The following is a 24,190-nucleotide window of genomic DNA, read 5'->3' as shown; positions in this document are numbered from 1 at the left end:
CGATGCATCCCAATGATGATGACCGCACCCAGTTCATGCCGCGCCCGGGCGGCCGCTCGCCGGAACCCGCACGCGCGGAACCGGCGGCGCTGTCCATGCCCGCCGCACCGATGCTCACCGGAAAAAGCCACGGCCTGAACCCGCTGGAAAGTGCCGCCGGCCCCTTGCTGGCCTTGTTGACGCGCCTGCGCAGCACCATCGCGCACCCGGCACCGGCTAGTTTGCGTGCGCAATTGCTGGCTTACCTGCGCCAGTTCGAAGAGCGCGCCGAAGCCGCCGGTGTGGCGCGCAACGAAGTGCTGCTGGCGCGTTACGCGCTGTGCACCGCGCTCGATGAAGCCGTGCTGAGTACGCCGTGGGGCAGCACCAGTGACTGGGGCAAACAAAGTTTGCTGATCACCGTGCACAATGAAGCCTGGGGCGGCGAAAAAGTCTTCCAGTTGCTCGACCATTGCCTGCAAAGCCCGCGCGAACGCCTGTACCTGCTCGAGCTGTTGTACCTGTGCATGTGCCTGGGTTTCGAAGGCCGTTACCGCGTGATGAACGACGGTCGCAGCCAGTTGGAAGCATTGCGCGAACGTACCGCCGCCGCCATTCGCAGCGCGCGTGGCGAGCATGAGCGCGAGCTGTCGCCGCACTGGCGCGGCGTGACCGTGGCGCGCGACCGCCTGGCGCAATTCATGCCGCCGTGGATCGCTGTGGCCATCGGTTTGGCGCTGCTGCTGGCGTTGCTGTTCGGGCTACGCTTGAAGCTCGCCTCGGACGCCGAGCCGGTGTTCAAGAATATCCATGCCTTGGGCGAGATCCCGGTGCAGGCCATCGACCGGCCGGTTGTGCAGCCCAAAGTGGTTGAACGCCCACGGCTGGCGGGCTTTTTGGTGGAAGACATCAAGGCCGGCCGCGTCGCTGTCGAAGACAAAGTTGATCGCTCGGTCGTGACCATTCGTGGCGATGAACTGTTCGCGTCCGCCAGCTCCAGCATCGTCGATGACTACCAGCCGCTGATGCTGCGCATCGCCGATGCCATCCGCAAGGTCAAGGGCCAGGTGCGCGTCACCGGGCACAGCGACAACCGCCCGATTGCCACGCTGCGCTTCCCATCCAACTGGGCCTTGTCTGAAGCACGGGCCAAGTCGGTGCTGGATATTCTGGCGGCCAAGACCGGCCAGGCGGATCGCTTCAGCGCCGAAGGCAGAAGCGACACCGAGCCGGTGGCCACCAACGCCACCGCCGAAGGCCGTGCCCGCAATCGTCGGGTTGAAATCACCGTATTGGCGGAGGGCGTCGAGTGAAGGCGTTTTTCAGTTTCATGATTCGCTGGGTGATCCCGTTGCTGGGCCTGATCGCCCTGAGCCTGATCATCTGGTTTGTCGGGCCGCTGCTCGACGTGCTGATGCCGGAAGGGCGCCGCTGGGCGCTGATCATTCTGGTATTTGCCGTGTGGATCGCCTACCGCGTGTTCCGCGTTATCCAGGCCCGTCGACAGGCTGCTGAAGTGATGCGCAGCCTCGCGGCGGAAACCCCGGCTGACCCCAACTCTGTCGCGACTGCCGAAGAACTCAGCACCCTGCGCCAGCGCATGGACGAGGCCCTGACGCTGCTCAAGAAAGCCAAGCTGGGTGGCGATGAGCGCCGTAACCTCTACGAGCTGCCGTGGTACGTGATCATCGGCCCGCCGGGTTCCGGCAAGACCACGGCGCTGGTGAATTCCGGCCTGCATTTCCCGCTGGCTGCGCAGTTGGGCGCCGGTGCGGTGCGCGGCGTCGGTGGCACGCGCAACTGCGATTGGTGGTTTACCGATCAGGCGGTATTGCTCGACACCGCTGGGCGCTACACCACTCAGGACAGCAATTCCACGGTGGATAAAGCCGCGTGGCTGGGCTTCCTCGACCTGCTGAAAAAACAGCGCTCGCGCCGGCCTATCGACGGCGCGTTTATCGCCATCAGCCTGTCGGATTTGCTGCTCGGTACAGACGCTGAACGCGCGGCTCACGCTGCCTCCATCCGCCTGCGTATCCAGGAGTTGTACACCCAGTTGGGCGTGCGTTTCCCGATCTACCTGATGTTGACCAAGCTCGACCTGGTGCCGGGCTTCATGGAGTTCTTCGACAACCTGAGCAAGGAAGACCGCGCTCAGGTGTGGGGCATGACCTTTGCCCTCGACGACGGCAAGAACACCGACAGCCCGCTGGCTCACCTGCAAAGTGAATTCGCAGGCCTTGAACAGCGCCTCAACGAACGCCTGGTCGAACGCCTCCAGCAGGAGCGCGACCCGGCGCGGCGAGACCTGATTTACGGCTTCCCGCAGCAGTTCGGCGCCTTGAAAGACTGCCTGCAAAGCTTCCTTGAAGGCGTGTTCAAGCCCAATGCGTTTGAAGAGCGCGTGCTGCTGCGCGGCGTGTATTTCACCAGCGGCACTCAGGAAGGCAGCCCGATTGATCGCTTGATCGGCGCCATGGCCCAAAGCATGAACCTGGACCGCCAGCACCTGGCGCGCCAGAGCGGCACCGGGCGCAGTTACTTCATCGAAAAACTCTTCACTGCCGTGGCGTTTGCCGAGCGTGGATTGGTGGGTGTGAACCCCAAGGTCGAGCGTCGGCGCAAATGGATTACGCGCGGTGTGCTTGCCGCCACCGTGGCCGTGGTGCTGGTGGTCAGCAGCCTGTGGTGGGTGAGTTATCGCGCCAACCAGGCGTATATCGCTCAGGTTGATCAGAAGGTCGCGCCACTCGGCCAGGCCGTGCAAACCCTCAGCCCGGCGCAGCGGGACGTGCTCGCCGTGCTGCCGCTGCTCAATGCGGTGAAAGGCCTCGCAGGCGACTCGCCGAGCTGGGCCGAAGGGCTGGGGCTGTATCAGGGCGACATGCTCGAAGCCGAATCGGGCAGCGTCTACCGCAAGCTGTTGATCGCCGTGTTCGCGCCGCGTCTGGTGACGCGCATCGAAGAACAGCTGCACGGTGGCGGCAATTCCGACTTCCTCTACGAAGGCCTCAAGGCCTACCTGATGCTGGCGGACGCCGAGCATTACGATCCGGACTTCATCAAGGCATGGATCGCGCTGGATTGGGACCGCAACCTGCCGCGCGACCTGCCGGCCGACCAACGCCAAGCGTTGACCACCCATTTGCAGGCCTTGTTTGAACGCCATCCCCCCAATGCGCGCCTCGACCCACGGCTGATCGACGACCTGCGTCGGCAACTGCAACAACTGCCGGTGGCCCAGCGCGTGTATGACCGGGTCAAGCGTCAGAAACTGCCCGACGGCATCCCGGACTTTCGTATCAACGAAGCCGCTGGCCGTGATGCCGCGCTGGTGTTCAGCCGCAAAAGTGGCAAGCCGCTGGGCGAGCCGTTGAGTGGGTTTTTCACCGCCAAGGGCTATCGTCAGGCCTTCCTGCTGAGCAGTCTGAACCAGACCGGCACCCTCGCCGAAGAGCAATGGGTACTTGGTCATGAACAGGCCGATCAGCAAAACGTGGCCAGCCTCGCCGGTGATGTACGGCGCCTGTATTTTCAGGACTACCAGCGCCAGTGGGATGCGTTGCTCGCCGACATCGACTTTGTGCCGATCACCAGCGTGGCCCAGGCCGCCGACGTGCTGCGGGTGATTTCCGGCCCGACCTCGCCGCTTAAAAAGCTGCTGGTGGCCGTGGCCAGGGAAACCGATCTGCAAGCCGAGGAGCGCCAGCTGGCCGCCAAAGGCGTGCCGGTAGAAGGCGGCGTCGACAAGCTCAAGGAGCGCCTCGGCAGCCTGCTTGGGCAGGAGCAACAGACGGCGAGCACGCCCGACGCGGCGGATGACCCGGTGACCGCGCACTTTGCCGAACTCAACAGCATCGTCAGCAAAAACGAAGGCGAGCCGGCGGCCATCGACGGCCTGTTGGCAGATATGAATGCGCTGTACGTGCAGGTCAGCGCCATGGTCGGTGCCAGTGGCGACGCGTTGCTCGGCGAAGCGAAAAACCAGGCGGCAGCGGCTGCCACGCGGGTCAGCCTGAACGCCGAGCGCCAGCCGCCGTTGGTGCAGGGCATGGTCAAGTCGGTGGTCAATTCCACCACCAACAGCATGATGGGCGGGGTGCGTAATCAGCTGAACGCGGCCTGGGTCAGCGAAGTGGTAAATGTGTATCGCCAGTCCCTGGCCGGGCGTTACCCAATGTCGCCGAGCAGTGCCCGCGATGCGACCCTGGACGACTTCGGCCAGTTCTTCGGCGTGGGCGGCGTGATGGATAACTACTTCCGCAAATACCTGCAGCCGTACGTGGACACGTCAACACAGACCTGGCGCTGGCAGCCGGGCGCGGCGCAAAAACTTGGGATCGCGCCGGGCGTGCTGCAAACCTTCCAGCGCGCCGCGACGATTCGTGACGCGTTCTTCCGCGCCGGCGGCACCCAGCCGATTGTGCGTTTCGAACTCAAGCCAGTCTCGATGGACCCGACCATCACCCAGTTCCTGCTTGACCTTGATGGCCAGCAATTGAGCTACGACCACGGCCCCAGCCGCCCGGTCGCGATGCAATGGCCAAACCCCGGCAGCATTGGCGTGGTGCGTATTTCGATCATGCCGCCGTCGGCCAGCGGGCGTTCGGGCGTGACGTTGGAGGGGCCGTGGGCCTGGTTCCGCCTGCTGGAGCAATCGGACCTGACCGCCGGCAATTCGCCAGACCGCTTCAACCTGCGCCTGCGGGTCGATGGCGCGAGCATCGCGTATGAGTTGCGCGCGAACAGCGCCTTCAACCCGTTCAAGAGCCGCGTGCTCAGCGGCTTCAGCCTGCCGGAGCGGCTATGACGACGCCCGGTTTTTACGGCAAGTTGGCCAGCCGTGGGGACTTTGTCAGCCGCGCCTTGCCCCAGAGCTTTATCGGCCCGTGGGACAGTTGGCTGGCAGCGGGTTTGCTCGCCAGCCAGAGCCGCCTCGGCGGCGACTGGCTCAACGTGTACCTGGTCAGCCCGTTGTGGCGTTTTGTGTTGGCGCCGGGCGTGTGCGGGCCGGATGCGGCGGCGGGCGTGGTGATGCCGAGCATTGATCGGGTCGGGCGCTATTTTCCGCTGGCAGTGGTCGCGCTGCTTGATCACGACACCAATCCTGCCTCTCTCGTTGGCGGCCCCGACACTTGGTTCGAGCAGGCCGAAGAGCTGTTGCTCAGCACCCTGGACACCGGCGCCACCTTCGAAGGTTTCAGCGAGGGCGTCGACAACCTTGGCGCTCCCGCCCGTGAACTGCGCGCGGCGGACAGCCGTTTCGCCGGGCTGCAACGGGTGGCGGCCACCCTGCCACATAGCCGAATGACCGCCCTCGCAGAATTTGCCTGCGAAGGCGCAAGCCTGTGGTGGGGTCGAGGTTCAGAACGTATTTCCCCCGGTTTATTGCGGTGCCAGGGCCTGCCTGCCGCCGGCGATTTTGCGCAGTTTTTGCTCGGACAAGAAGGTGTGGTGTAGATGGGCTCGACGTTCAAATCCGCAAGCAAAACCCATGTGGGCATGGTCCGCCAGGTCAACGAAGACGCGTGCCTGGACCTGCCGGAAAACCGCTTGTGGGTGGTGGCCGACGGCATGGGCGGGCATGCGGCGGGCGATTACGTCAGCAGCTTGATTATCGACAGCCTGCGCAATGTGCCGATGGGCCGTTCGCTTGATGAATACTCGGCGGCGCTGCGCAATGACCTGATTCGCATCAACGCCACTGTGCGCGAAGAAACCGCCAACCGTGGCGTGACCATGATGGGCAGCACTGTGGTGGTGTTTGCTGCGCGCGGTTTGCGTGGCGTGTGTTTGTGGGCCGGCGACAGTCGCTTGTACCGCCTACGCGGTGGCGTGCTGGACAGCATCTCCCGCGACCACAGTTACGTGCAGGACCTGCAAGACAGTGGGTTGCTCAGCGAAGCCGACGCCCGTGTGCACCCGCGCGCCAATATTGTCACCCGCGCGGTGGGCGTGGAAGCCCAGTTGGAACTGGCGGTGGTCGACCTGTTGATCGCTCCCGGCGACAGCTACCTGTTGTGCAGCGATGGCCTGAACAAGACCGTTGAAGACCACGAAATTCGCGACGTCCTCGGTCATGACGCACCGGACGAAATCGTGCGCAGCCTGGTGCACCTGGGGCTCAACCGGGGCGCGCCAGACAACATCACCGCCATTGTCGTGAAGGTTTCGCCATGAACATCGTGATTCCGGGTTATGACATCGACGGCGAAATTGGCGAAGGCGCCATGGCCAATGTGTACCTGGCGACCCAGCGCTCACTGGAGCGCAAAGTCGCGCTGAAGGTGATGGCGGCGGCGCTGGCGGCCGACCCGAGTTTTTGCGAGCGCTTCCTGCGTGAGGGCAAGACCCTGGCGCGCTTGTCGCACCCGCACACAGTGACCATCCATGACATCGGCAATGTCGGTGAGCTGTATTACATGGCCATGGAATACCTGCCCAACGGCACGCTCAAAGAGCGGATCGCCGCCGGGCTGACGCCTGAACAGGGCCTTACGTATATTCGCCAGATTGCCTCGGCGTTGGGTTACGCCCACGCCCAGGGGTTGGTGCACCGCGACGTCAAACCCGCGAACATTCTGTTCCGCGCCGACGGTACGGCCGTGTTGTCGGACTTCGGTATCGCCAAGTCCCTGGATGATCGCACCCAGTTCACCCAGGCCGGTTTCGCCGTCGGCACGCCGAGCTACATGAGCCCTGAGCAGGCGCGGGGCCAGGAGATTGATGGCCGTGCCGACCTGTATGCGTTGGGCGTGGTGCTGTATGAAATTCTGGTCGGCAAGCTGCCTTACAACGGCACCGATGCGCTCTCCACGGCGCTGGCGCACCTGACCGAACCTTTGCCGGAATTGCCGGTGCACCACGGCCGTTATCAGGACATTTTGCGCAAGCTGCTGGCCAAGGATCCGGCCGAGCGTTTTCCGGATGCAGCGGCGCTGCTGCGCGCATTGGACCAGCTGCCGACGGAGTCACTGGAAGCCACGCTGGTGCGGCCGCTGCCGATTCCGCTGAATTTTGATCTGGCCGGCATTACGCCCGAGTCCATCGAGATTCCCACCGGCACGCCACAGCCCGAAGCGGTGCGCCAACCCGTGGTGACGCCGACGCAGCAGCGTGCCGTGTCCGAGCAACGGCGTGGGCCGGTGTTGGCGTTGGCGGCTGTGGCTATCGCGGTGGCGCTGGCCATTGGCGGCGCCAGTTATTGGTGGTTGAGCGCCAGCAATGCGCCGGCCAAACCGCCTGCCGCTGTGATCCCGAAAACGCCGCAGGCGGTGTCACCGCCTGCACTGAAACCGGTGGTGGCCGACGTGGACGGTGGCCAGCGACCGTTGTTGATGGCCGGCAAAAAAACGCTGTTTCAGCGCGTCCTCAGCAAGCCCGGCGCGAAACTCTCCCATGACCCCGGCGCCGCATCAGGCGAAGGGCTGCCGGCGTTTTCGGTGCTGTACGTTTACCAGCGCAAGGACGTCGATGGCAGCCCTTGGGTCCGCGTGGGTACGGCCACGGATGGGCGCAGCGACGGTTGGCTGCCTGCCTCGCAAGTCAGCGACTGGAAGCAGAGCCTGGTGCTCAAATTCACCGAGCGCTCGGGAAGGGCACCGGTGATGTTCCTGCGCCAACCCGGCGAAGTAGAGAAACTGCTGGCGGACCCCGCCGCCGCCAAAAACGTGCTGGCAGCGGCGCAGAAAAACGGCGAAGACAATACCCAAGTGCTCGCGCTGGAGCCGACCGCCAGTGCAGTGCCACAGAACCAGTTCTACCTGTTGCCAATCTTCGACTCCAAAGAGAGCTTCGACGAAAACGGCCAGCCGGTGCAGTTGCTCAACGTCGCCTCCATCGACCCGGGCAGCGTAGCGGCCAAGCCTGCCACGCGGGCGGCCAACACCAACGCCGACGCCTTCCGCACCGCCGTGGTGCTGGTGGTGGACACAACCGTGTCGATGCAGCCCTACATCGATCAGGTCCGCGACGTGGTGCATGAGCTGCAAACCCGTATCGCCGAACGCGGCGAACTCGACAGTGTGAGCTTCGGCCTGGTGGGTTTTCGCAACAGCATCAAGAAAACTCCGGGCCTGGAGTACGTGGCCAAAACCCTGATCAGCCTTGATCAGGGTCGCGACCCGCAACGTTTTCTCGACATGGCGCGCCAGGTCAAGGCGTCCACCGTGTCCAGCCATTCGTTCAACGAAGACGCGTTTGCCGGGGTGATGCAGGCGGTGGATGGCATGGATTGGTCCGCCTACGGCGGGCGCATTATCCTGCTGGTCACCGACGCCGGCGCCCTGCGCAAGAACGACCCGTTTGCCACCACCCAGATGAACGAAGCCGAAGTGCGCCAGGCCGCACTGGGCAAGCAGATCAAGATTTACGCCCTGCACCTGCGCACCGATGCCGGCAAGAAAACCCACGCCGGTGCCGAGAGCCAGTACCGCATCCTCACGGCCGACGCCAACCCGCAGATCGGCGACCTCTATACGCCGGTGCCGGGTGGCGATGTGCATAAGTTGGGTGAGCGTGTCGACGAGATCGGCAGCGTGTTTGCCAACCTCGTCCATCAGGTGCGCAGCAACACGCCGCAGCCGGTGCCGTTGCTGAGTGCGGCGCCGAGCCTGGCCGACAAGTCCGCCGCCGTGGGCTACGCGATGCACATGGACTTCCTCGGTCGCAAGGCCGCAAGCCAGGCGCCGCAGCTGGTCAGCGCCTGGACCGCCGACCGCGACCTCACCAACCCGGCGCTGCCAGCGTTTCAGGTGTGCGTGATGCTGACCAAACTTCAGCTCAACGACTTGCAGCAGTCGCTGAAACTCATCGTCGATGCGGCGCGCAAAACCCAGACCTCACCCAAGGATTTCTTCCAGGAAATCGCCAGCGCCTCGGCCTACATGAGCCGTGACCCGCAAGCCCTGCGCAAGGGCGGCAACCTGGCCAGTGGCGGCATTCTCGGTGAATACCTGGAAGGCCTGCCGTACCGCAGCAAGTCGCTGAACATGACCCAGGATTTGTGGTTGTCGCTGAGCGTGGCCGAGCAGGAAGACTTTATCGACGAGCTGGATTCCAAAATCCGCCTCTACGAAACCTTCCACAACGACGTGGCCAACTGGGTCCGTTTCGGCGATGCCGAGCCGGGCGACGCGCTGTACCGCGTTCCGCTGTCGACGCTGCCGTAATGCTGAACTTGAGCGCGGTGCACAAGAGCCGGGGCGTCGGTAGCCAGCGCTATAGCCTGGTGATTCCGGCATTGACGCTGGCGGCGGGTGAGCAGTTGGCGATTGTCGGGCCCAGTGGCTGTGGCAAAAGTACCTTGCTGGATGTGTTGGCGCTGGTGCTGGCGCCGGATCAGGTCGGCAGGTTCGAATTTCATCAGCAGGACATTGGCGGGCTGTGGCGCGCGAACCGGCAGTCCACCTTGGCCGCGTTGCGCAGCCGACACCTGGGCTATGTGCTGCAAACCGGCGGGCTGTTGGGCTTTCTCGATGTGCGCGGCAATATCGCGTTGTCTCGACAATTGTTGGGGTTGAAGGACGACGGCAGCGTGGCGCGTCTGGCTGAACAGTTGGAGATCAGCGACCAGCTGGCCAAGAAGCCGTCTGCGTTGTCGGTGGGCCAGCGCCAACGCGTCAGTTGTGCTCGCGCCCTGGCCCATGCGCCGCAATTGGTGCTGGCCGATGAGCCGACCGCGTCCCTCGACCCGCTGAACGCCGAGCGCGTGATGCAGGCGCTGCTCGCCCAGGCCCGCGAACACCGCGCGGCGTGTGTGATCGCCACCCATGACGAACCCCTGGCCCGTGCCAGCGGCTTGCAGGTGCGGCGCATCAGTTGCCGTCGCGACACCGACGGCGGCGTCACGGCCACCCTCGGGGAGGCGTGCTGATGCGCATCGGTTTGGTGGCGTCGCTCGCCTGGCAGGATTACCGCAACGACGCGTGGCTGTCAGCCTGCTCGGTGCTGGCGTTGGTCGCGGTCATCGCGCCGTTACTGGTTTTATTTGGCCTGAAATTTGGACTGGTTAGCAGTTTGACCGAACGCTTGGAGACCGACCCCGCCACCCGTGAAATTATTCCGTTGGGCGGTGGTCGATTCAGCCATGCAGTGGTCGATCAGCTCGGCCAGCGCAGTGATGTGGCCTTTGCCATCCCGCGCACGCGGCAGATTGCGGCGACGGCGCAGGTCGGTACGCTGACGCTGGAAATGCTGCCGACTGCGCCGGGGGATCCGCTGCTCGCTGATTTGCCGATGCCCAAAGGGCTGGACCAGATCGTGCTCAGCCACACCGCCGCTGAAAAGCTTGCGGCGCGGCCCGGCGATTGGCTGGAAACACGTTTTGCGCGTCAGGTAGCAGGCCGCGTCGAGGCCCAGCGCACGCGGTTGCAGGTACTGGCGGTGTTGCCGTTGGAAGCCTTCGCCCGGGACGGTTTGTTTGCTGATTTAACCTTGCTGGAGGCCGCGGAAGATTACCGCGATGGCCGTGCGGTGCCGGCGTTGGGTTGGGAAGGTGAAGCTGTCGGCGCGGGCGAGCAGCGGGTGTATCCGGCGTTCCGTCTGTACGCGCGCAACCTCACCGATGTGGAGCCGCTGCGGGTGTTTTTTGCCGGGCAGAACCTGCTGGTGTCGACCCAGGCGGCCACCATCGCACAGGTGCAGTCGTTGAGCCGCAACCTGTCGATCGTGTTCTGGATCATCGCCGGGCTGGCGTTGGCGGGTGCATTTGCAGCGATCTTTGCCGGCGCCCTGGCGGCGGTGGCGCGCAAGCGTCGGGAGTTGTCGGTGCTGCGCCTGTTGGGGTTTTCCACCGGCGGTTTGTTGGTGTTTGTGGTGGTGCAGGCGCTGTACAGCGCAGGCTTTGCCGCCGTGTTGAGTGCCGGGCTGTATGGCCTGGCCGAGGCCGCGTTGAATAAGCTGTTTGTGCAGGTGCCGGGCGAGTACGCCAGCCACCTGTTGGCACGTCATTACGGCCTGGCCCTGGCTGCTGTTTTCGGCGTCAGCGCCGTGGCGGCGGCGTGTGGTGGTTGGCGGGTGGCGCGTATCCAGGCTTCTGAAGGAATCAGAGATGTATAAGTTACTGGGCGCCGCCGTGGCGCTGAGCCTGGCCTCGATGGCTTGGGCGGATGAGGCGAGCGACAAACTCGACAACCCCAAACCGTTGCCCGACGACGTGAGCCTGCCGCTGCCCTGCGAGGGCAACATGGTGTTTCGCTACGCCTACGTGCTGGCCCAAGGCACGCTGGATGACCGCGAGATCAGCCTCGGCTACCCCTTTGCCGAAGGCGAGGCGGGCTATCAGCAGTCGTTCATTTCCGGTTACCGCCGCGACTTCATCAATGGCCAGTTCACCCTCAAGGACCTGCCCAAAGACTGGAACAAGGTCATTGCGCCGTTGATGCCGAAGACCGACGCCAAAACCCCGCTCAAGCCGATGCTGTACTTCATCGGCAAGTACGAAGTCACCGCGCGTCAATACGCTCAGGTGATGTCCCAGGCGCAGTCGTTGGCCAGCGGTGAGCCGGCGCCCGAGTGTGAGGCGCCCACTGGCATGGCCGCGCGTTTGCCCAAGGTGAAACTGTCGCGCTTTGAAGCCGAGCGCTTCTCGGCTGTGTACAGCGCCTGGCTGATGAAATACCACCGTGAGTTGCTGCCGGTGAGTGGTCGCGGTTCTTCGGCCGAAGACGGCGGCCTGGGTTTTGTACGCCTGCCGACTGAAGTGGAATGGGAATTTGCCGCGCGCGGCGGCCAGGCGGTGAGCCGTCAGGACCTCGAAGGGCGACTGTTTCCTCGGCGTGTCGAAGGCAGTGAAAGCGACGGCCCGCTGGGTGATTACGCGGTGTTCAATCAGGTTGCTGGCGGCACCGGTCAAGCCGCACGGCTGATGCCGATTGGCACCAAGTTGCCCAACCCCATTGGTATGTTTGACGTGATCGGTAACGCCGCAGAAATGGTCCAGGAATCGTTCCAGTTGGTCCACGCGGGGCGCCGCCAGGGCACTTACGGCGGCTTTGTGGTCAAGGGCGGTAACTACCTGGAAGGCGAGGGCACGCTGTTCACCGGCATGCGCCGTGAGTACCCATTGTTCGCCGCTGACGGTACCGAACAAAGCAACGAAACCACCGGTTTTCGCGTGGCGATTGGCGCGCTGTCAGCGCCACGTTCGCGCTACAAGGAACTGTTTGAGCAGTGGCAAAAAGAAGGTCGTCTGGCCTCGCTGACCGATGCCATCGACGACGCTCAAGACCCGACCAAGCGCCTGGACAGCATCATCGCCAGCAGCGTCGACCCCAAGCTGCAAGCCGAGCTGGGGCTGGTCAATGAAGAGCTCAAGCGCAACGTTTCGCTGATCGCTCAGCAGCGTGAAGAGGCGGCGGGCAACCTGATCCAGTCCGCTGCGTTGGTGGCCGAGACCATCAGCAACTACAACATCCGGCTGGCCAACCTGCAGAAGAGTCGCCAGCAGGCCAAAGACAACAAGGACGAGGCCAGCGCGCAGTTGTTCGACATGGCCATCACTAATGGTCGCAGTGCGCTTGACGGCGCAGTGGCGATTTATATCGACAACCTGGCGACCGGCACGCGCTACACCGATGCGGTGATCCAGGCGCAGTTTCAACGGATCAAGGAAGAGTTGGATCGCAAGCCAGTGCTCGGCAAAAGCCTGGTGACGCGCGCGACACTGTTCGTTCGCCATGTCGGCAACTACCGCAAACAACAGCGGGCCGACCCGGCAACGATTTTGAAGGAATTGCTCGCAGCAAGCGGTCAGCGGTCTTGACCGATGGCTGTATAGCGAGCTTGGAAGGGACTCAGGCGGCGGTGGGCCGTGCTGGGCAAGTCAAACTTAAAAGAGAACACACCTATGCTTTTTTCACGTAAGGCGGTTTCCAAGCGTCACCTGTTGCTGATCGCAGCCGGTTTCAGCACCGTATTGACCGGCTGCGCCACGTCGCCAGCCTCCAAGGTGGCTTCGAGCACCAAGGTTGAGTACTACCCGAACTGCTACGAGCCGGTGCAACACCTGCGCGCAACGGATTCGAACATGACCAAGTCGGTGGTGACCGGTGCCGCCATCGGCGCAGCCGGCGGTGCACTGCTGGGCGCCCTGACCGGCGACTCCGAAAAACGCGGCCGTAACGCGGCTATCGGTGCAGCGGGCGGCGCCCTGGCGGGCGGCGCAGCCGGTTACTACACCGAGCGTCAGAAGCAGATCACCGATGACAACCAGCGCATCGCGTCGTACTCCACCGACTTCAACAAAAGTGCGTCCGACATCGACCGCAGCACCGCGTACGCCAAAGCGTCCCAGCAGTGCTACCAGAGCGCATTCACCAAGCTGGTGAATGATCGCAAGGCCAAGACCGTCAACGACACCGAAGGCCGCAAGCGCCTGGCGGAAATCGTGTCGGGCCTGAAAGAGTCGAATGACCTGATCGTTGCGGTCAACGGCAAAGCCAGCGAAGACCTCAACAACTACACCCAGGCTTACGAGAAAGACCTGCAACAAGTGGGCGTGCAGCGTACCGACGTGGTCACCGTGGCCACCGCCGACACCACGCCTGCAGTGGCCCCGACCAAAGGCAAAAAAGCCGTGAAACCGGCGAAAAAAGCCAAGCTGCCAACGGTGCCGAAAGAAGCGGTCACTACCGAGAAGAGCATCCAGACCGTGCAGGCCAAGCAGGCTGAAAGCAAGCAGGTCGCCACTGCCGGTAAAGCGCAGATTGAAGGCACTTGCCGTGATCCAAACCTCGCCGATTGGGCGCCGGTGCCATGCCCTAACGTTTAAGTAACATGTTGCTATAAGCGTTAAACGCCAGCCGATCTCCTGCTAAAGCGCGAGATCGGTGGCGTTCCTCCGACAAATCGTTACACTGCTGCGGCCACTCAATAATTACACCGAGGCCGTGTGCATGAAATTTCGTCTTTTGTTGTGGGTGCTGGGCCTGATGATGGGCAAAGCCAGCCGCACCAATCCCGCCTTCCAGCAACAGTTGGGTGACAAAGACCTGGCGTTCCAGTTGCAGACCCTCGACGGCAAGGTTGCCCGTCACTTCATCGTCAAAGACCAGCGCATCACCAGCCGCTCAGGTGTTCATCCTGCGCCGGCATTTGCCATCGCGTTCAAGGATGCCGCCTACGGCTTCGCCACGATGCAGGCGAAGAACAAGCAACTGGCGTTCATGACGGGAATTCAAGACAAGTCGATTCAGATCAAGGGCAACCCGGCGCTGGTGATCTGGTTTCAGGGGCTGACCAAGTATTTGAAGCCGAAGAAAAAGAAGTAGGGCTTTCAGCTGGACCGAGGTGGATTCTTCGCGAGCAAGCCCGCTCCCACATTCGACCGCATTCTCATGTTGGAGCTCGGTCAACTGTGGGAGCGGGCTTGCTCGCGAAAGCGGTCTGACAGGCTAAAAATTCAGCCTTGGGTGAACTGGGAAGCCAACTCACGCAGCAACACTTCAGCATCCAGCACCTTACCCACCACGCTTTCCGCCTTGTCCCGGCTCAACCCCAGGCGCTCAAGCAGCGCATCCGGAATCGCTTCGTCTGGCCCGGAGCCAATCCCTCGGCTGCGCAGCAAACGCACTGCCAGGCATACCAGGTTCGGGTACTCAGCGTATGGGCCGTCATAGCTTGGGTCGTGCTGGAAACGCAGCGCAGTGGACAGTTCTTCCGGCATGTCCCAGTAGCGCATCAGCCAGGCGCCGATTTGCTCGCGGCTGATGCCCAGCAAATGCTGCTCGACATAGCTGTGGCACAGGTGCGGGTTGACCTCCAGATGACGGCAGATCAGCGAGAAGTGCGGCGGGAACACGTGAGCCAGCAGCAGGTAACCGAAGTTGTGCAGCAAGCCGGCCAGGTACGTCAGGCCAGCTTCCGGGCGCTGCGCGCGCGGCATGGCGCGGGTCAGGCCTTCGATCACGGCGGCGGTGTAGATCGACTGGTGCCAGTACGGCGTGGACTGGTGCGGGTTGTCTTTGGGCAGGCTCAGGGTTTTACCGAGGGCCAGGCCCAGCGCCAGGTTGATCACCAGGTCAAAGCCGAGTACGCGAACAATGGCGTCTTCTACCGAGCGAATTTTGCCCGGCGAGGCGTAGTACGGCGACGCGGCCCAACTCACCACTTGGGCAGCCAGTGCCGGGTCGGTTTCCACCACGCCGGTGATGTCATCGATGGTGGCGTTGGGGTCGACACGCAGCTTGATGATCTTCTGTGCGGTGTCGGCCAGCGGCGGAATTTCGAGGGTCGCTTCCAGGCGTTGCTGGATACGGCGGGCGGTGAACGCCTGCATGGCCTGGGTGATTTCCTCGCGGTCGTCATTCGGGCGGTCGAGGTTGGGGCGGATGTTGCTCAGCGGTTCGCCGAAGTGCCCGGCGCTGGCCTTGGTGAGCATGGTCTTGAAGTCATCGCTGGCGATTTCCAGCAACAGGCCGGCTTCACCCGAATGCACCAGCAAACTCGGCTCGGCAAGCAGGCTGCCTTCATACAGGCACGGCGAGGTGGTCAATGCGGGCAGGCCCGGCAACAAGCTCAGTTCATGCTTGCCGAGCAGGCGCTCGACGCGATCCGGGGACACGGCAGTGAGGCGTCGACCGGTGAGTTCGGCCAAGCGGTTGAGGTCGAGCAACTGGTTTTGCGGGAACAGCACCATGAGTGCGCCCACGGCATCTTCCAGCAGCACCGCCTGAATCTTTCGTGCGGGATTCAGGCCAGCGTGTTCAGCGACTTCCGTGTAAGGGATAGCGAGCTTTGCGAGCAGAGCCTGAATGACCGGCGGGGCGGTCAGTGGGGCTGTGGCGAGGGCGACTTCTGACATGGCCTGATCCAATTTCGTACAGTCTTCGAAGTATAACCAGCTTGATACAACTGTAGGTTGGATAAGTGAGCGAGGCGTCACACTTGGCCGTATTGCTGCCCATGCCGTAGCCAGCGATCAAGCAATGGGCTGACGTGATCCGGCCAGCGCTCCAACAGCGCTTGCGCCGCATCGCGCACGGCGGGCAGCAGATCAGCATCGCGCATCAGGTCGGCGACCTTGAATTGCAGCAGGCCGGTCTGGCGGGTGCCGAGCATTTCGCCGGGGCCGCGCAGCTCGAGGTCTTTTTCGGCGATGACAAAACCGTCGTTGGTTTCGCGCATGATGCCCAGGCGCTGACGGCCGATCTGCGACAGCGGCGGATGGTAGAGCAACACGCAGTGGCTGGCGGCGCTGCCCCGGCCGACGCGCCCGCGCAATTGGTGCAATTGCGCAAGGCCCAGGCGCTCAGGGTTTTCGATGATCATCAGGCTGGCGTTGGGCACGTCCACACCGACTTCGATCACCGTAGTGGCTACGAGCAATTGCAGGTTGCCGGCTTTGAATTCGGCCATCACTGCGGCTTTTTCGGCGGGTTTCATGCGGCCGTGAATCAGGCCGACTTTCAGTTCACCCAGCGCACTGGTGAGGTCTTCAAAGGTGGTTTCAGCGGCTTGGCAGGTCAGCTCTTCGGATTCTTCGATCAGCGTGCATACCCAGTAGGCCTGACGGCCTTCGGCGCAGGCGCCGCGTACGCGTTCGATCACTTCGACTCGCCGGGTGTCGGTGACCAGCACCGTGTTGACCGGGGTTCGACCGGGCGGCAGTTCGTCGAGGATCGAGGTGTCGAGGTCGGCGTAAGCGCTCATCGCCAGGGTGCGCGGGATGGGCGTGGCGGTCATGATCAACTGGTGTGGGTTCATCCGGCCGCCCACGCCTTTCTGGCGCAGGGCCAGGCGCTGCTGCACACCGAAACGGTGCTGCTCGTCGATGATCACCAGCGCGAGGTTTTTGAACTTCACTTCATCCTGAAACAGCGCGTGGGTGCCCACCACCATCGGTGCGCCCTCGGCGATCCGCTCCAAGGCAGCGGCGCGGACTTTGCCCTTGAGCTTGCCGGCCAGCCACGCCACTTCCAGACCCAAAGGCTCGAGCCAGCGCTTGAAGGTGATGAAGTGCTGCTCGGCGAGAATTTCGGTGGGCGCCATCAGCGCCACCTGGTAACCGGCTTCGAGTGCCTGCAAGGCGGCGAGAGCTGCGACCACGGTCTTGCCTGCGCCCACGTCGCCCTGGATCAACCGCAGCATGGGTTCGTGCTGGCTGAGGTCGTAGGCGATTTCATTGCCCACGCGGTGTTGGGCGCCGGTGGGTGCAAAGCCCAGGTTGGCCAGGTATTGCGCGGGCAGGCGCGTGGCTTTCGGCATCGCCGGTGCGCGCAGGGAACGCATGCTTTCGCGCAGGCGCTGCTGAGACAGTTGGTGGGTCAGCAATTCTTCAAAAGCCAGACGGTGCTGGGCCCAGTGATGACCCAGGGCGAGTTCGTCGACATCGGCGTCGGCCGGCGGGTGATGCAGGTAGCGAATCGCATCGTCCAGCGGCGCCAGTTGATAGTCGCGTGCCAGCTCAACGGGCAGCCAGTCGGGCAGGCTTTTCGGGCCGAGCATGGTCAGCGTCTGCATGCACAGTTGGCGCAAGCGTTGCTGAGTCAGGCCTTCGGTGAGCGGGTAGATTGGGGTGAGGGTGGTGTCTACCGGCGGCGGCTCGTCGCCCGTGATGGCGCGGTATTCCGGGTGGTAGATCTCCAGGCCCGAGGCGCCGGGACGGGCTTCGCCGTAGCAGCGCACGCGGGTGCCACGCTTGAGCCCTTCTTTTTGTGCATTGCTGAAATGGTAAAAGCGCAAGCTCAGGCCGCCGGTGCCGTCCTGCAGGCGCACCACCAGGCTGCGGCGCTTGCCCATCACCACATCGGCGCCGCTGACGGTGCCTTCGACGACTGCATCCTGCCCGGGGCGCAAGTGGCCGATGGGCACGACGCGGGTGCGGTCCTGATAGCGCAGGGGTAAGTGGAACAGCACGTCCTGGAGGTTTTCCAGGCCGACCTTGGCCAACTTCTCGGCCATGGCCTCACCGACACCTTTAAGTGCGGTCACCGACACCTGCGACAGCTCAGTCATACCGTTGCTTAGCTCGCCGTTGACGGTTTGGCAACCGAGCACAAACGGACCGAGTCGGCGAGGATCTCAATGGCTTTCGGGCGCGGGAAGCTGGCGCGCCAGGCGATCGCCACGGTACGGAACGGCACCGGCGGCGTGAGTGGGCGCACTGCGATGACACCGGGGGCGTAGTGATGGCTGTCCACTGCCGACAGCGGCAGGATCGAAATGCCCAGGCCGGACGCGACCATGTGGCGAATGGTTTCCAGGGAGCTGGATTCCACGGTGGTGTGCTTGGCGCCGTCATTGCCCTTGGTCAGGGTTGGGCAAGCTTCCAATACCTGATCGCGGAAGCAGTGGCCTTCGCCGAGCAGCAACAGGCTCTTGTCGTTGAGCAGGCCGGCGTCGATGGTGTCTTTTTGCGTCCACGGGTGCGAGGCCGGCATCAGCACGTAGAACGGCTCGTCGTAGAGCGGCAACGTCAGCACGTCCGCTTCATTGAAGGGCAGGGCGATGATGATCGCGTCCAGCTCACCGTTACGCAGTTTGTCGCGCAGTACGTGGGTGAAGTTTTCTTCGATATACAGCGGCATCTGCGGCGCAACGCGGTGCAGTTGCGGAATCAGGTGCGGAAACAGGTACGGGCCGACGGTGTAGATGGCGCCGACTTTAAGCGGTGCCGTCAGCTGGTTCTTGCCGGCCTGGGCCAGTTCGCGAATGCTTTGCGCTTGTTCCAGCACCTTTTGGGCCTGGGCAACGATGCCTTCGCCGACCGGGGTCAGGCGCACGGCGCTCTTGCTGCGCTCGAAAATCAGCACACCGAGTTCGTCTTCAAGCTTTTTCACACCCACCGACAGCGTCGGCTGGCTGACATGGCAACGCTCGGCCGCGTGGCCGAAATGCTGCTCTTGGGCGAGGGTCACGATGTAGCGTAATTCTGTAAGGGTCATAGCGAGCGTCCATGAGGTTGCGAGCCAAGCATACCGGCTGCAATCGATAGACGCACGTTATCAGACGCCTTGGGGTTTACGACACCGCTAATCGGATGTCGCACGCCTTTCAAGCACTCAGTTCTGCGGATATTTGAACGTGAAGGTCTCGGTGAACGGGCCCCACCATTCAGGTACGCCGGTTTCCTTGTCGACGTGGTGGAAAAAGCCGTTGATCTGCGGGCTCTCATAACGCAGCACTACGGTGTAGGTGCCCGGCCCGTCCATCTTCACGTTGTTGGCGTAGTGGGCGCCGTCTTTGGCCACCATCGGCAGCAGCGTGCCGATTTCCTTGTAGTTCGGCGAACCCTGTTTAACCAGCGAGTAACTGATGCTCAGGTAGGGTATCCACTCACCGTTGGCGAAGCCGTATTTGTTGTCGGCGGTGGCGTGCACGTCGGTTTCGAGGTGGACCGAGTCTTTGTCCATCACCATGCCTGGCGGCATGGGGGCCATTTCAATGCCGGTGAGGTAGGACGAGGCGATTTCCATGTCGTGGGCCTGCACGGGCCCGCCAATCGGATACTCACGCGCTTGGCTGTACGCGGAGAACGCCAGGGTTGTGGCGAGTGCCAGTGCTGCGGCGACGGGTTTGCACAGGTGCTTCATGGGTGACGCTCCAAGGTGGGTGATCGGGGTTTGGGTGGGCGCGAATGAATCAGGCGGCTGCCGAGTACGAGGACGGCGAGGGTGAGCAGCCAGGCAAACAGCTGCACGCCCAAAGGTCTATCGGTGTAGCCGGTCATGGCTTGCAGGGCACGGCCGCCGAGGCTCGCGTCGGAGACCAGCCAAGAGGTGTCCCAGAGCTGATAGCCCCAGGCCGGAATCAGGTTGATGCCCGCCAGAATGGCGGCGGCGCGACCGGCCATGCCGGCGGCGAGCACCGCGATCATCCACGTGGTGACCGAGAACAGGCGCTTGAGGCTGATGACCAGCAAACCGCGATACAGCAGCCAGGACAGCGCACCGCCGGCGGCAATGCCGAGCAGGCCGCCGATGAGCATGGTCAGGGGCTCGGTGTGGGTGGAGGCGGCGATGCCATAGAGAAACAAAACAATCTCCGAGCCTTCGCGCAGCACCGCCACGGTGATGACCACCGCCAAGGTCAGCAAGGATTTGTCACCCTTCTGCACGGCCAGGCCGGTGCTGCGCAGTTCGTTCGCCAGCTCCCGGCCATGGCTGGCCATCCACAGGTTGTGCCAGCCCAGCATGACCACGGCGACGATCAGAATGGCCGCGTTGAAAATCTCCTGGCCGAAGCCATCCAGCGCCTGCGTGATGGCGCCGGTGAACAACGCCAGGATGCCGGCTCCGCACACGCCTGCGAAAATCCCGCCGGCGATGAACAGCCCGCGTCTGGCCAGCCCCTGAGTGGCGGCCATGACAATGCCGATGACGATCCCGGCTTCCAGCACTTCTCGAAACACGATCAACAGGCAAGCGAGCATGGCTTACTCCTTGGCTTCAACGGCAGTGACGGTGCCTTTGGCCTGGTCCGGGTGGTAATCATCAAAAAAACTGTAGGTGCCAGGGTGCATAGGCCCGGCGAATACGGTGATGGTGTTGCCCGGTACGACGATTTTTTCGAACTTCATGTCGTAGCTTTCAAACTCGTCGACGCTGTCGTCGTTATTGGTGAGCTGGATGCGAAAGCGTTCGCCAGCCGGCACCGTGAAACTCGCGGGCGAAAAGGTATGGTTCTGGACGGTCAAGGTGACCAGCTGGTCGGCATGGGCTGCGCAAGACGCGCCAGCGAGCGCGAGCAGTAAGGCGGGTATGCGCAGAAAGCGGAGCATCGCGAAAACCTCTCAAATGAGAACTGTTCGCGCATGCTTGGCTTTGTATTGGAATGTTACAAGTGAAGACGCATGACATCGGTCATGCATTCAGCTGCGGTTCAGCAGCCGGCGGGCGAGGAAGTAAAAGAGGGGCAATGGGCACCCGCGGGTGCCCATTGGGAGTCGCTTAGCGGCGACGCTTCTCGATGTTGTAAACGAACGGCGCGACGATTTCGACGCTGCCGCCTTTCAACATGTCGGCCGGCGGCTTGGGCAGCGGCTGGGCACGACGGATCATGTCCAGGGTTGCACGGTCCAGATCGGCGTTGCCGGAGCGGCCTACCAATTCATAGGACAGCACGTTGCCTTCGGCATCGACCACAAAGCGCAAACGGTTCAAGCCTTCCTTGCCACGTTGCTGAGCGCTCGGCGGGTACTTCTTGTACTTCTGCAAATGCGCCAGCAGCGCGCCTTCCCAGGAGGCTTTGGCAGCAACCTGTTGCGGCGATGGGCCAGGCGCTGGCTGGGCGGATTTTTCCGCCGGTGTGTTGGTCGGCGGGGATTCGCTCGGCGGCTCTTCGGACGGTTTCTCCTTGGGCGGCTCGGGCTTTTTCTCCACCGGCTTGGGCGGCGCTGGCTTGGGCTTGGGTTTGACCGGCTTGGGCACCTGGATCGTCGGTTTGGGTGCCTCGGCCAGTTTCGGCAGAGGCAGTTCTTCCACCGGTGCAGGCGGTTGCGGCGGCGTGATCACCTTGGGCGGTGCCGGCGGCGGCGGTGCAGGCATCGGTGCCAGGTCGATGACCATGGCCGCCGGTGGCAACTGCACCGGATGCGGCGCGGACCATTGAAGCGCGATGATGATCGCGACGGCATGCACGCCCAGTACGACGGCGAGGCTGGTGCCATAACGCGTCAGTTTGTGGCGCGTCGTGATCATTTCTTGGCTGCCGTCTCAAGTCCGACCAGGCCTACCTTGAGGTAGCCGGCTGCCCGCAGGGCATCCATCACGCTCATCAGGTCGCCGTAGTCCACGCCTTTGTCGGCCTGGAAGAAGATCGTCGTGTCTTTCTTGCCTTGGGTCTTGGCGTCGAGCACCGGGCCCAGAGTTTCAGTTTTGACTTCTTCTTCGCCCAGGAACAGGCGTTGGTCCGCCTTGACGCTGAGGAAAATCGGCTTCTCCGGCCGCGGCGCAGGCTTGGCGCTGGATGCGGGCAGGTCGACCTTGATGTCCACGGTGGCCAACGGTGCCGCCACCATGAAGATGATCAGCAGCACCAGCATCACGTCGATAAACGGCGTGACGTTGATTTCGTGGTTCTCGACGAGCTCGTCGTCGCCTTGATTCAAATGCAGGCCCATGGCCGATTACCCCACTTTCACCATGTGCGGTTGCGAGCTGCGCTCGGTAGGCAGGTGATCGAGGTCGCGGCTGACCAGCAGCAGAACTTCTGCCGACGCGTCCGATACCTGAGCCTTGTAGCCGGCAATCGAACGGGCGAAGACGTTGTAGATCACCACCGCAGGAATCGCGGCAACCAGGCCCAGGGCTGTTGCCAGCAGGGCTTCGGCGATGCCGGGGGCAACGACGGCGAGGTTGGTGGTCTGGGTTTTGGCGATGCCGATGAAGCTGTTCATGATGCCCCACACAGTACCGAACAGGCCCACGAACGGCGCGGTGGAACCGATGGTCGCAAGTACGCCGGTGCCGCTGCTCATGTTACGGCCACAGGCTGCAACCAGACGCTCGAGGCGGAACGCTACACGCTCCTTGATGCCTTCTTTTTCGCGGGTGTTGGCCGACAGGCGCATTTCTTCCAGCGCGTCGTGTACCAACAGGTTGGCCAGCGTGCCTTGCTTGGTCGCAGTGCTGCTGGCTTCCTTGAGGGTGGTGGCTTTTTTCAGGTGGACGATCTCGGCACGCAGACGACGCTTGGCGCCCAGCAGCTCGAAGCCCTTGGAGATCCAGATGGTCCAGGTGATGATCGAGGCGATGGCTAGGCCGATCATCACGGCTTTTACCACCACGTCAGCGTTCTGGTACATGCCCCAAGGCGACAGGTCGTGGGCCATGCCCAGCGTGTTGTCTTCTTCCAGCACTACGCCGGTTTCGTCGGCGACGGCTGGTGTTGCAGCCTGAGCCGGGGCGGTGGCTGCCGGTGCTGCGGCAGGAGCCGCCGGGGTCGCCGCGTTTTGCTCGGCAGCGGCCGGAGCCGCTGGGGCGGTGGCGTCAGCGAAGGCAGCGGTCGGTGCCAGCAGAACGCTGAACAGCATCGCGGCGATCGCACGCCAGGCGCGGGATGGGCTGTGAGGCTTGGTTGGCGAAGCGGGGTTTGTATTACGTGTCATGCTGGCCGGACCTGAGAGAAAAAAATGGGTGATCGTCCTGCCAGACCCGCTGGGGTCGAGGACAAATGGGGGGTTATTATTGCAAGTAATTCTTGTTAACAGAAGTAATACAGTTACTTTATTTGTCCTTTTGCTGGCCGCTGGTCACATCTGGAGGCTAATCTGCGCCTTTAAGAATGGAGTTTTGTGATGTCTGCGCCTTCTGTGGTGATTGCCGGTTGCGGCGATGTGGGTAGTCGGCTGGCTAGCCAGTTGCTGGCCTCGGAATGGGAGGTTCACGGCCTGCGCCGTGATATTTCGAAGCTTCCCGATGGGGTGATCGGCATCGCCGGCGACCTGTTCAAAAAAGACTGCCCTGACACCTGGCCGATCGGCGGGGTGGATTATCTGGTGTATTGCGCTGCGGCCACCGACCACGACGAAGCCGGCTATCGCGCGGCTTACGTGCAAGGGTTGCAGCACGTGCTGGAATGGCTCGGCGACTACGGTCAGGAGCCGAAACACCTGTTGTTTGTTTCCAGCAGCAGTGTGTATGGGCAGCAAAATGGCGAGTGGGTCGACGAAACGTCCGACACTCAGGCGCAGGGTTATTCCGGCAACGTGATGCTTGAAGCCGAGCAAGTGGCGCTCAATAGCGGCATCCCGGCGAGCATCGTGCGCTTGACCGGCATCTACGGCCCGGGCCGTGAGTGGTTGTTGACCCAAGTGCGCAAGGGCTATCGCGTGGCGACCGACCCACCTCTATATGGCAACCGGATTCACGCGGATGACGCGGCAGGCTTGCTGGCATTTTTGTTGCGCCATGTGGAGCGGGGCGGTGCGTTGGAAAAGGTCTACATCGGCGTAGACGACGCACCGGCGCCGTTGGCGGAAGTGGTGGACTGGTTGCGTGAATACCTGGGGGTGACCGAGTGGTCCGAGGACGCCAGTGTAAGGCGCGCGGGGAGCAAGCGGTGCCGTAATGCGCGGGTGAAGGCGTTGGGCTGGAAGCCGACGTATCCGACTTATCGCGAGGGGTATGCGGCGATTCTCAAGGGCTGAGGCGCGGTCAAAAATGTGGGAGCTGGCTTGCCTGCGATGCGGGCGCCTCTGTTTTTTCAGCTGTACCGAGGTGATGCTTTCGCGAGCAAGCCCGCTCCCACACAAGCCCGCTCCTACATAGAG

General features: G+C 62.9%; 20 protein-coding genes. 11 read left to right on the top strand and 9 right to left on the bottom strand.

Annotation, left to right across the window (positions count from 1 at the left end):
- Window positions 1-2: 2 nt before the first annotated feature.
- From Q7C20_RS03975 to Q7C20_RS03930, 10 genes are all read left to right on the top strand, one after another.
- Entirely contained in the window at window positions 3-1,292 is a 1,290-nt protein-coding gene (locus Q7C20_RS03975) for a DotU family type VI secretion system protein (RefSeq protein WP_348055447.1), read from the top strand.
- A complete protein-coding gene (tssM, locus tag Q7C20_RS03970; RefSeq protein ID WP_375065590.1) occupies window positions 1,289-4,789 on the top strand; it encodes a type VI secretion system membrane subunit TssM in 3,501 nt (1,166 codons plus the stop codon). The genes Q7C20_RS03975 and tssM overlap by 4 nt, the downstream gene beginning before the upstream one ends.
- A complete protein-coding gene (gene tagF, locus Q7C20_RS03965) occupies window positions 4,786-5,439 on the top strand; it encodes a type VI secretion system-associated protein TagF (protein WP_348055451.1) in 654 nt (217 codons plus the stop codon). Before tssM ends, tagF begins: the two co-directional genes overlap by 4 nt.
- Window positions 5,440-6,159: a protein phosphatase 2C domain-containing protein gene (locus Q7C20_RS03960; protein WP_348055453.1), complete on the top strand. Its 720-nt coding sequence runs from the start codon at window positions 5,440-5,442 to the stop codon at window positions 6,157-6,159.
- The gene (locus Q7C20_RS03955; protein ID WP_375065587.1) at window positions 6,156-9,149 is read left to right on the top strand and encodes a serine/threonine-protein kinase; all 2,994 of its coding nucleotides are present in this window, start codon (window positions 6,156-6,158) and stop codon (window positions 9,147-9,149) included. Before Q7C20_RS03960 ends, Q7C20_RS03955 begins: the two co-directional genes overlap by 4 nt.
- Window positions 9,149-9,853: an ABC transporter ATP-binding protein gene (locus tag Q7C20_RS03950; RefSeq protein WP_375065585.1), complete on the top strand. Its 705-nt coding sequence runs from the start codon at window positions 9,149-9,151 to the stop codon at window positions 9,851-9,853. The genes Q7C20_RS03955 and Q7C20_RS03950 overlap by 1 nt, the downstream gene beginning before the upstream one ends.
- Entirely contained in the window at window positions 9,853-11,037 is a 1,185-nt protein-coding gene (locus Q7C20_RS03945) for an ABC transporter permease (protein ID WP_375065583.1), read from the top strand. The genes Q7C20_RS03950 and Q7C20_RS03945 overlap by 1 nt, the downstream gene beginning before the upstream one ends.
- Window positions 11,030-12,742, top strand: a complete 1,713-nt coding sequence (locus Q7C20_RS03940; RefSeq protein ID WP_348055461.1) for an SUMF1/EgtB/PvdO family nonheme iron enzyme — start codon at window positions 11,030-11,032, stop codon at window positions 12,740-12,742. The genes Q7C20_RS03945 and Q7C20_RS03940 overlap by 8 nt, the downstream gene beginning before the upstream one ends.
- Window positions 12,743-12,826: 84 nt before the next feature.
- A complete protein-coding gene (gene tagQ / locus Q7C20_RS03935; protein ID WP_348055463.1) occupies window positions 12,827-13,750 on the top strand; it encodes a type VI secretion system-associated lipoprotein TagQ in 924 nt (307 codons plus the stop codon).
- Window positions 13,751-13,874: 124 nt separating this feature from the next.
- On the top strand, window positions 13,875-14,249 hold the full coding sequence (locus tag Q7C20_RS03930) for a hypothetical protein (RefSeq protein ID WP_003195530.1): 375 nt from the start codon (window positions 13,875-13,877) through the stop codon (window positions 14,247-14,249).
- A gap of 131 nt (window positions 14,250-14,380) precedes the next feature.
- On the opposite strand, the gene Q7C20_RS03925 is transcribed toward Q7C20_RS03930, so the two are convergent.
- The 9 genes from Q7C20_RS03925 to exbB all read right to left on the bottom strand — a co-directional run bounded on the left by Q7C20_RS03925 (window position 14,381) and on the right by exbB (window position 23,026).
- Window positions 14,381-15,781, bottom strand: coding sequence for an HDOD domain-containing protein (locus Q7C20_RS03925; RefSeq protein WP_375065579.1), 1,401 nt, complete (start codon window positions 15,779-15,781; stop codon window positions 14,381-14,383).
- 77 nt (window positions 15,782-15,858) lie between these two features.
- Window positions 15,859-17,934: an ATP-dependent DNA helicase RecG gene (gene recG, locus Q7C20_RS03920; RefSeq protein WP_375065577.1), complete on the bottom strand. Its 2,076-nt coding sequence runs from the start codon at window positions 17,932-17,934 to the stop codon at window positions 15,859-15,861.
- Between the two features lie 8 nt (window positions 17,935-17,942).
- Window positions 17,943-18,863 carry a LysR substrate-binding domain-containing protein gene (locus tag Q7C20_RS03915; protein WP_348055471.1) on the bottom strand — a complete coding sequence of 307 codons (921 nt, stop codon included), beginning with the start codon at window positions 18,861-18,863 and terminating at the stop codon, window positions 17,943-17,945.
- 117 nt (window positions 18,864-18,980) lie between these two features.
- Window positions 18,981-19,511: an iron transporter gene (locus tag Q7C20_RS03910; RefSeq protein ID WP_348055473.1), complete on the bottom strand. Its 531-nt coding sequence runs from the start codon at window positions 19,509-19,511 to the stop codon at window positions 18,981-18,983.
- A complete protein-coding gene (locus Q7C20_RS03905) occupies window positions 19,508-20,350 on the bottom strand; it encodes an FTR1 family protein (protein ID WP_375065574.1) in 843 nt (280 codons plus the stop codon). The genes Q7C20_RS03910 and Q7C20_RS03905 overlap by 4 nt, the downstream gene beginning before the upstream one ends.
- 3 nt (window positions 20,351-20,353) lie before the next feature.
- Window positions 20,354-20,698 carry a cupredoxin domain-containing protein gene (locus Q7C20_RS03900; protein ID WP_375065572.1) on the bottom strand — a complete coding sequence of 115 codons (345 nt, stop codon included), beginning with the start codon at window positions 20,696-20,698 and terminating at the stop codon, window positions 20,354-20,356.
- Between the two features lie 169 nt (window positions 20,699-20,867).
- Window positions 20,868-21,617 (bottom strand): energy transducer TonB, encoded by a 750-nt coding sequence (locus Q7C20_RS03895; RefSeq protein WP_348055477.1) that lies wholly within the window; start codon window positions 21,615-21,617, stop codon window positions 20,868-20,870.
- The gene (gene exbD, locus Q7C20_RS03890) at window positions 21,614-22,039 is read right to left on the bottom strand and encodes a TonB system transport protein ExbD (RefSeq protein WP_017526806.1); all 426 of its coding nucleotides are present in this window, start codon (window positions 22,037-22,039) and stop codon (window positions 21,614-21,616) included. The genes Q7C20_RS03895 and exbD overlap by 4 nt, the downstream gene beginning before the upstream one ends.
- Window positions 22,040-22,045: 6 nt before the next feature.
- Window positions 22,046-23,026, bottom strand: coding sequence for a tonB-system energizer ExbB (gene exbB / locus Q7C20_RS03885; RefSeq protein WP_348055479.1), 981 nt, complete (start codon window positions 23,024-23,026; stop codon window positions 22,046-22,048).
- A gap of 189 nt (window positions 23,027-23,215) precedes the next feature.
- Here exbB and Q7C20_RS03880 point away from each other — a divergent pair, with 189 nt between their 5' ends.
- Window positions 23,216-24,067 (top strand): SDR family oxidoreductase, encoded by an 852-nt coding sequence (locus tag Q7C20_RS03880; RefSeq protein ID WP_375065569.1) that lies wholly within the window; start codon window positions 23,216-23,218, stop codon window positions 24,065-24,067.
- The last annotated feature ends 123 nt before the right edge of the window (window positions 24,068-24,190 follow it).

This window comes from Pseudomonas sp. AMR01, from assembly GCF_041946035.1.
GTDB classification, from domain to species: domain Bacteria; phylum Pseudomonadota; class Gammaproteobacteria; order Pseudomonadales; family Pseudomonadaceae; genus Aquipseudomonas; species Aquipseudomonas antarctica_B.
Note: the sequence above shows the minus strand (reverse complement) of the source record. Positions and strands in the feature narration are given on the sequence as shown.

Bases quoted from the DNA above. Each gene is read 5' to 3' on its own strand.
- Q7C20_RS03975 (WP_348055447.1), top strand. From the start codon at position 3: ATGCATCCCAATGATGATGACCGCACCCAGTTCATGCCGCGCCCGGGC.
- tagF (WP_348055451.1), top strand. From the start codon at position 4,786: ATGACGACGCCCGGTTTTTACGGCAAGTTGGCCAGCCGTGGGGACTTT.
- Q7C20_RS03960 (WP_348055453.1), top strand. From the start codon at position 5,440: ATGGGCTCGACGTTCAAATCCGCAAGCAAAACCCATGTGGGCATGGTC.
- Q7C20_RS03955 (WP_375065587.1), top strand. From the start codon at position 6,156: ATGAACATCGTGATTCCGGGTTATGACATCGACGGCGAAATTGGCGAA.
- Q7C20_RS03950 (WP_375065585.1), top strand. From the start codon at position 9,149: ATGCTGAACTTGAGCGCGGTGCACAAGAGCCGGGGCGTCGGTAGCCAG.
- Q7C20_RS03945 (WP_375065583.1), top strand. From the start codon at position 9,853: ATGCGCATCGGTTTGGTGGCGTCGCTCGCCTGGCAGGATTACCGCAAC.
- Q7C20_RS03940 (WP_348055461.1), top strand. From the start codon at position 11,030: ATGTATAAGTTACTGGGCGCCGCCGTGGCGCTGAGCCTGGCCTCGATG.
- tagQ (WP_348055463.1), top strand. From the start codon at position 12,827: ATGCTTTTTTCACGTAAGGCGGTTTCCAAGCGTCACCTGTTGCTGATC.
- Q7C20_RS03930 (WP_003195530.1), top strand. From the start codon at position 13,875: ATGAAATTTCGTCTTTTGTTGTGGGTGCTGGGCCTGATGATGGGCAAA.
- Q7C20_RS03925 (WP_375065579.1), bottom strand. From the start codon at position 15,781: ATGTCAGAAGTCGCCCTCGCCACAGCCCCACTGACCGCCCCGCCGGTC.
- recG (WP_375065577.1), bottom strand. From the start codon at position 17,934: ATGACTGAGCTGTCGCAGGTGTCGGTGACCGCACTTAAAGGTGTCGGT.
- Q7C20_RS03915 (WP_348055471.1), bottom strand. From the start codon at position 18,863: ATGACCCTTACAGAATTACGCTACATCGTGACCCTCGCCCAAGAGCAG.
- Q7C20_RS03910 (WP_348055473.1), bottom strand. From the start codon at position 19,511: ATGAAGCACCTGTGCAAACCCGTCGCCGCAGCACTGGCACTCGCCACA.
- Q7C20_RS03905 (WP_375065574.1), bottom strand. From the start codon at position 20,350: ATGCTCGCTTGCCTGTTGATCGTGTTTCGAGAAGTGCTGGAAGCCGGG.
- Q7C20_RS03900 (WP_375065572.1), bottom strand. From the start codon at position 20,698: ATGCTCCGCTTTCTGCGCATACCCGCCTTACTGCTCGCGCTCGCTGGC.
- Q7C20_RS03895 (WP_348055477.1), bottom strand. From the start codon at position 21,617: ATGATCACGACGCGCCACAAACTGACGCGTTATGGCACCAGCCTCGCC.
- exbD (WP_017526806.1), bottom strand. From the start codon at position 22,039: ATGGGCCTGCATTTGAATCAAGGCGACGACGAGCTCGTCGAGAACCAC.
- exbB (WP_348055479.1), bottom strand. From the start codon at position 23,026: ATGACACGTAATACAAACCCCGCTTCGCCAACCAAGCCTCACAGCCCA.
- Q7C20_RS03880 (WP_375065569.1), top strand. From the start codon at position 23,216: ATGTCTGCGCCTTCTGTGGTGATTGCCGGTTGCGGCGATGTGGGTAGT.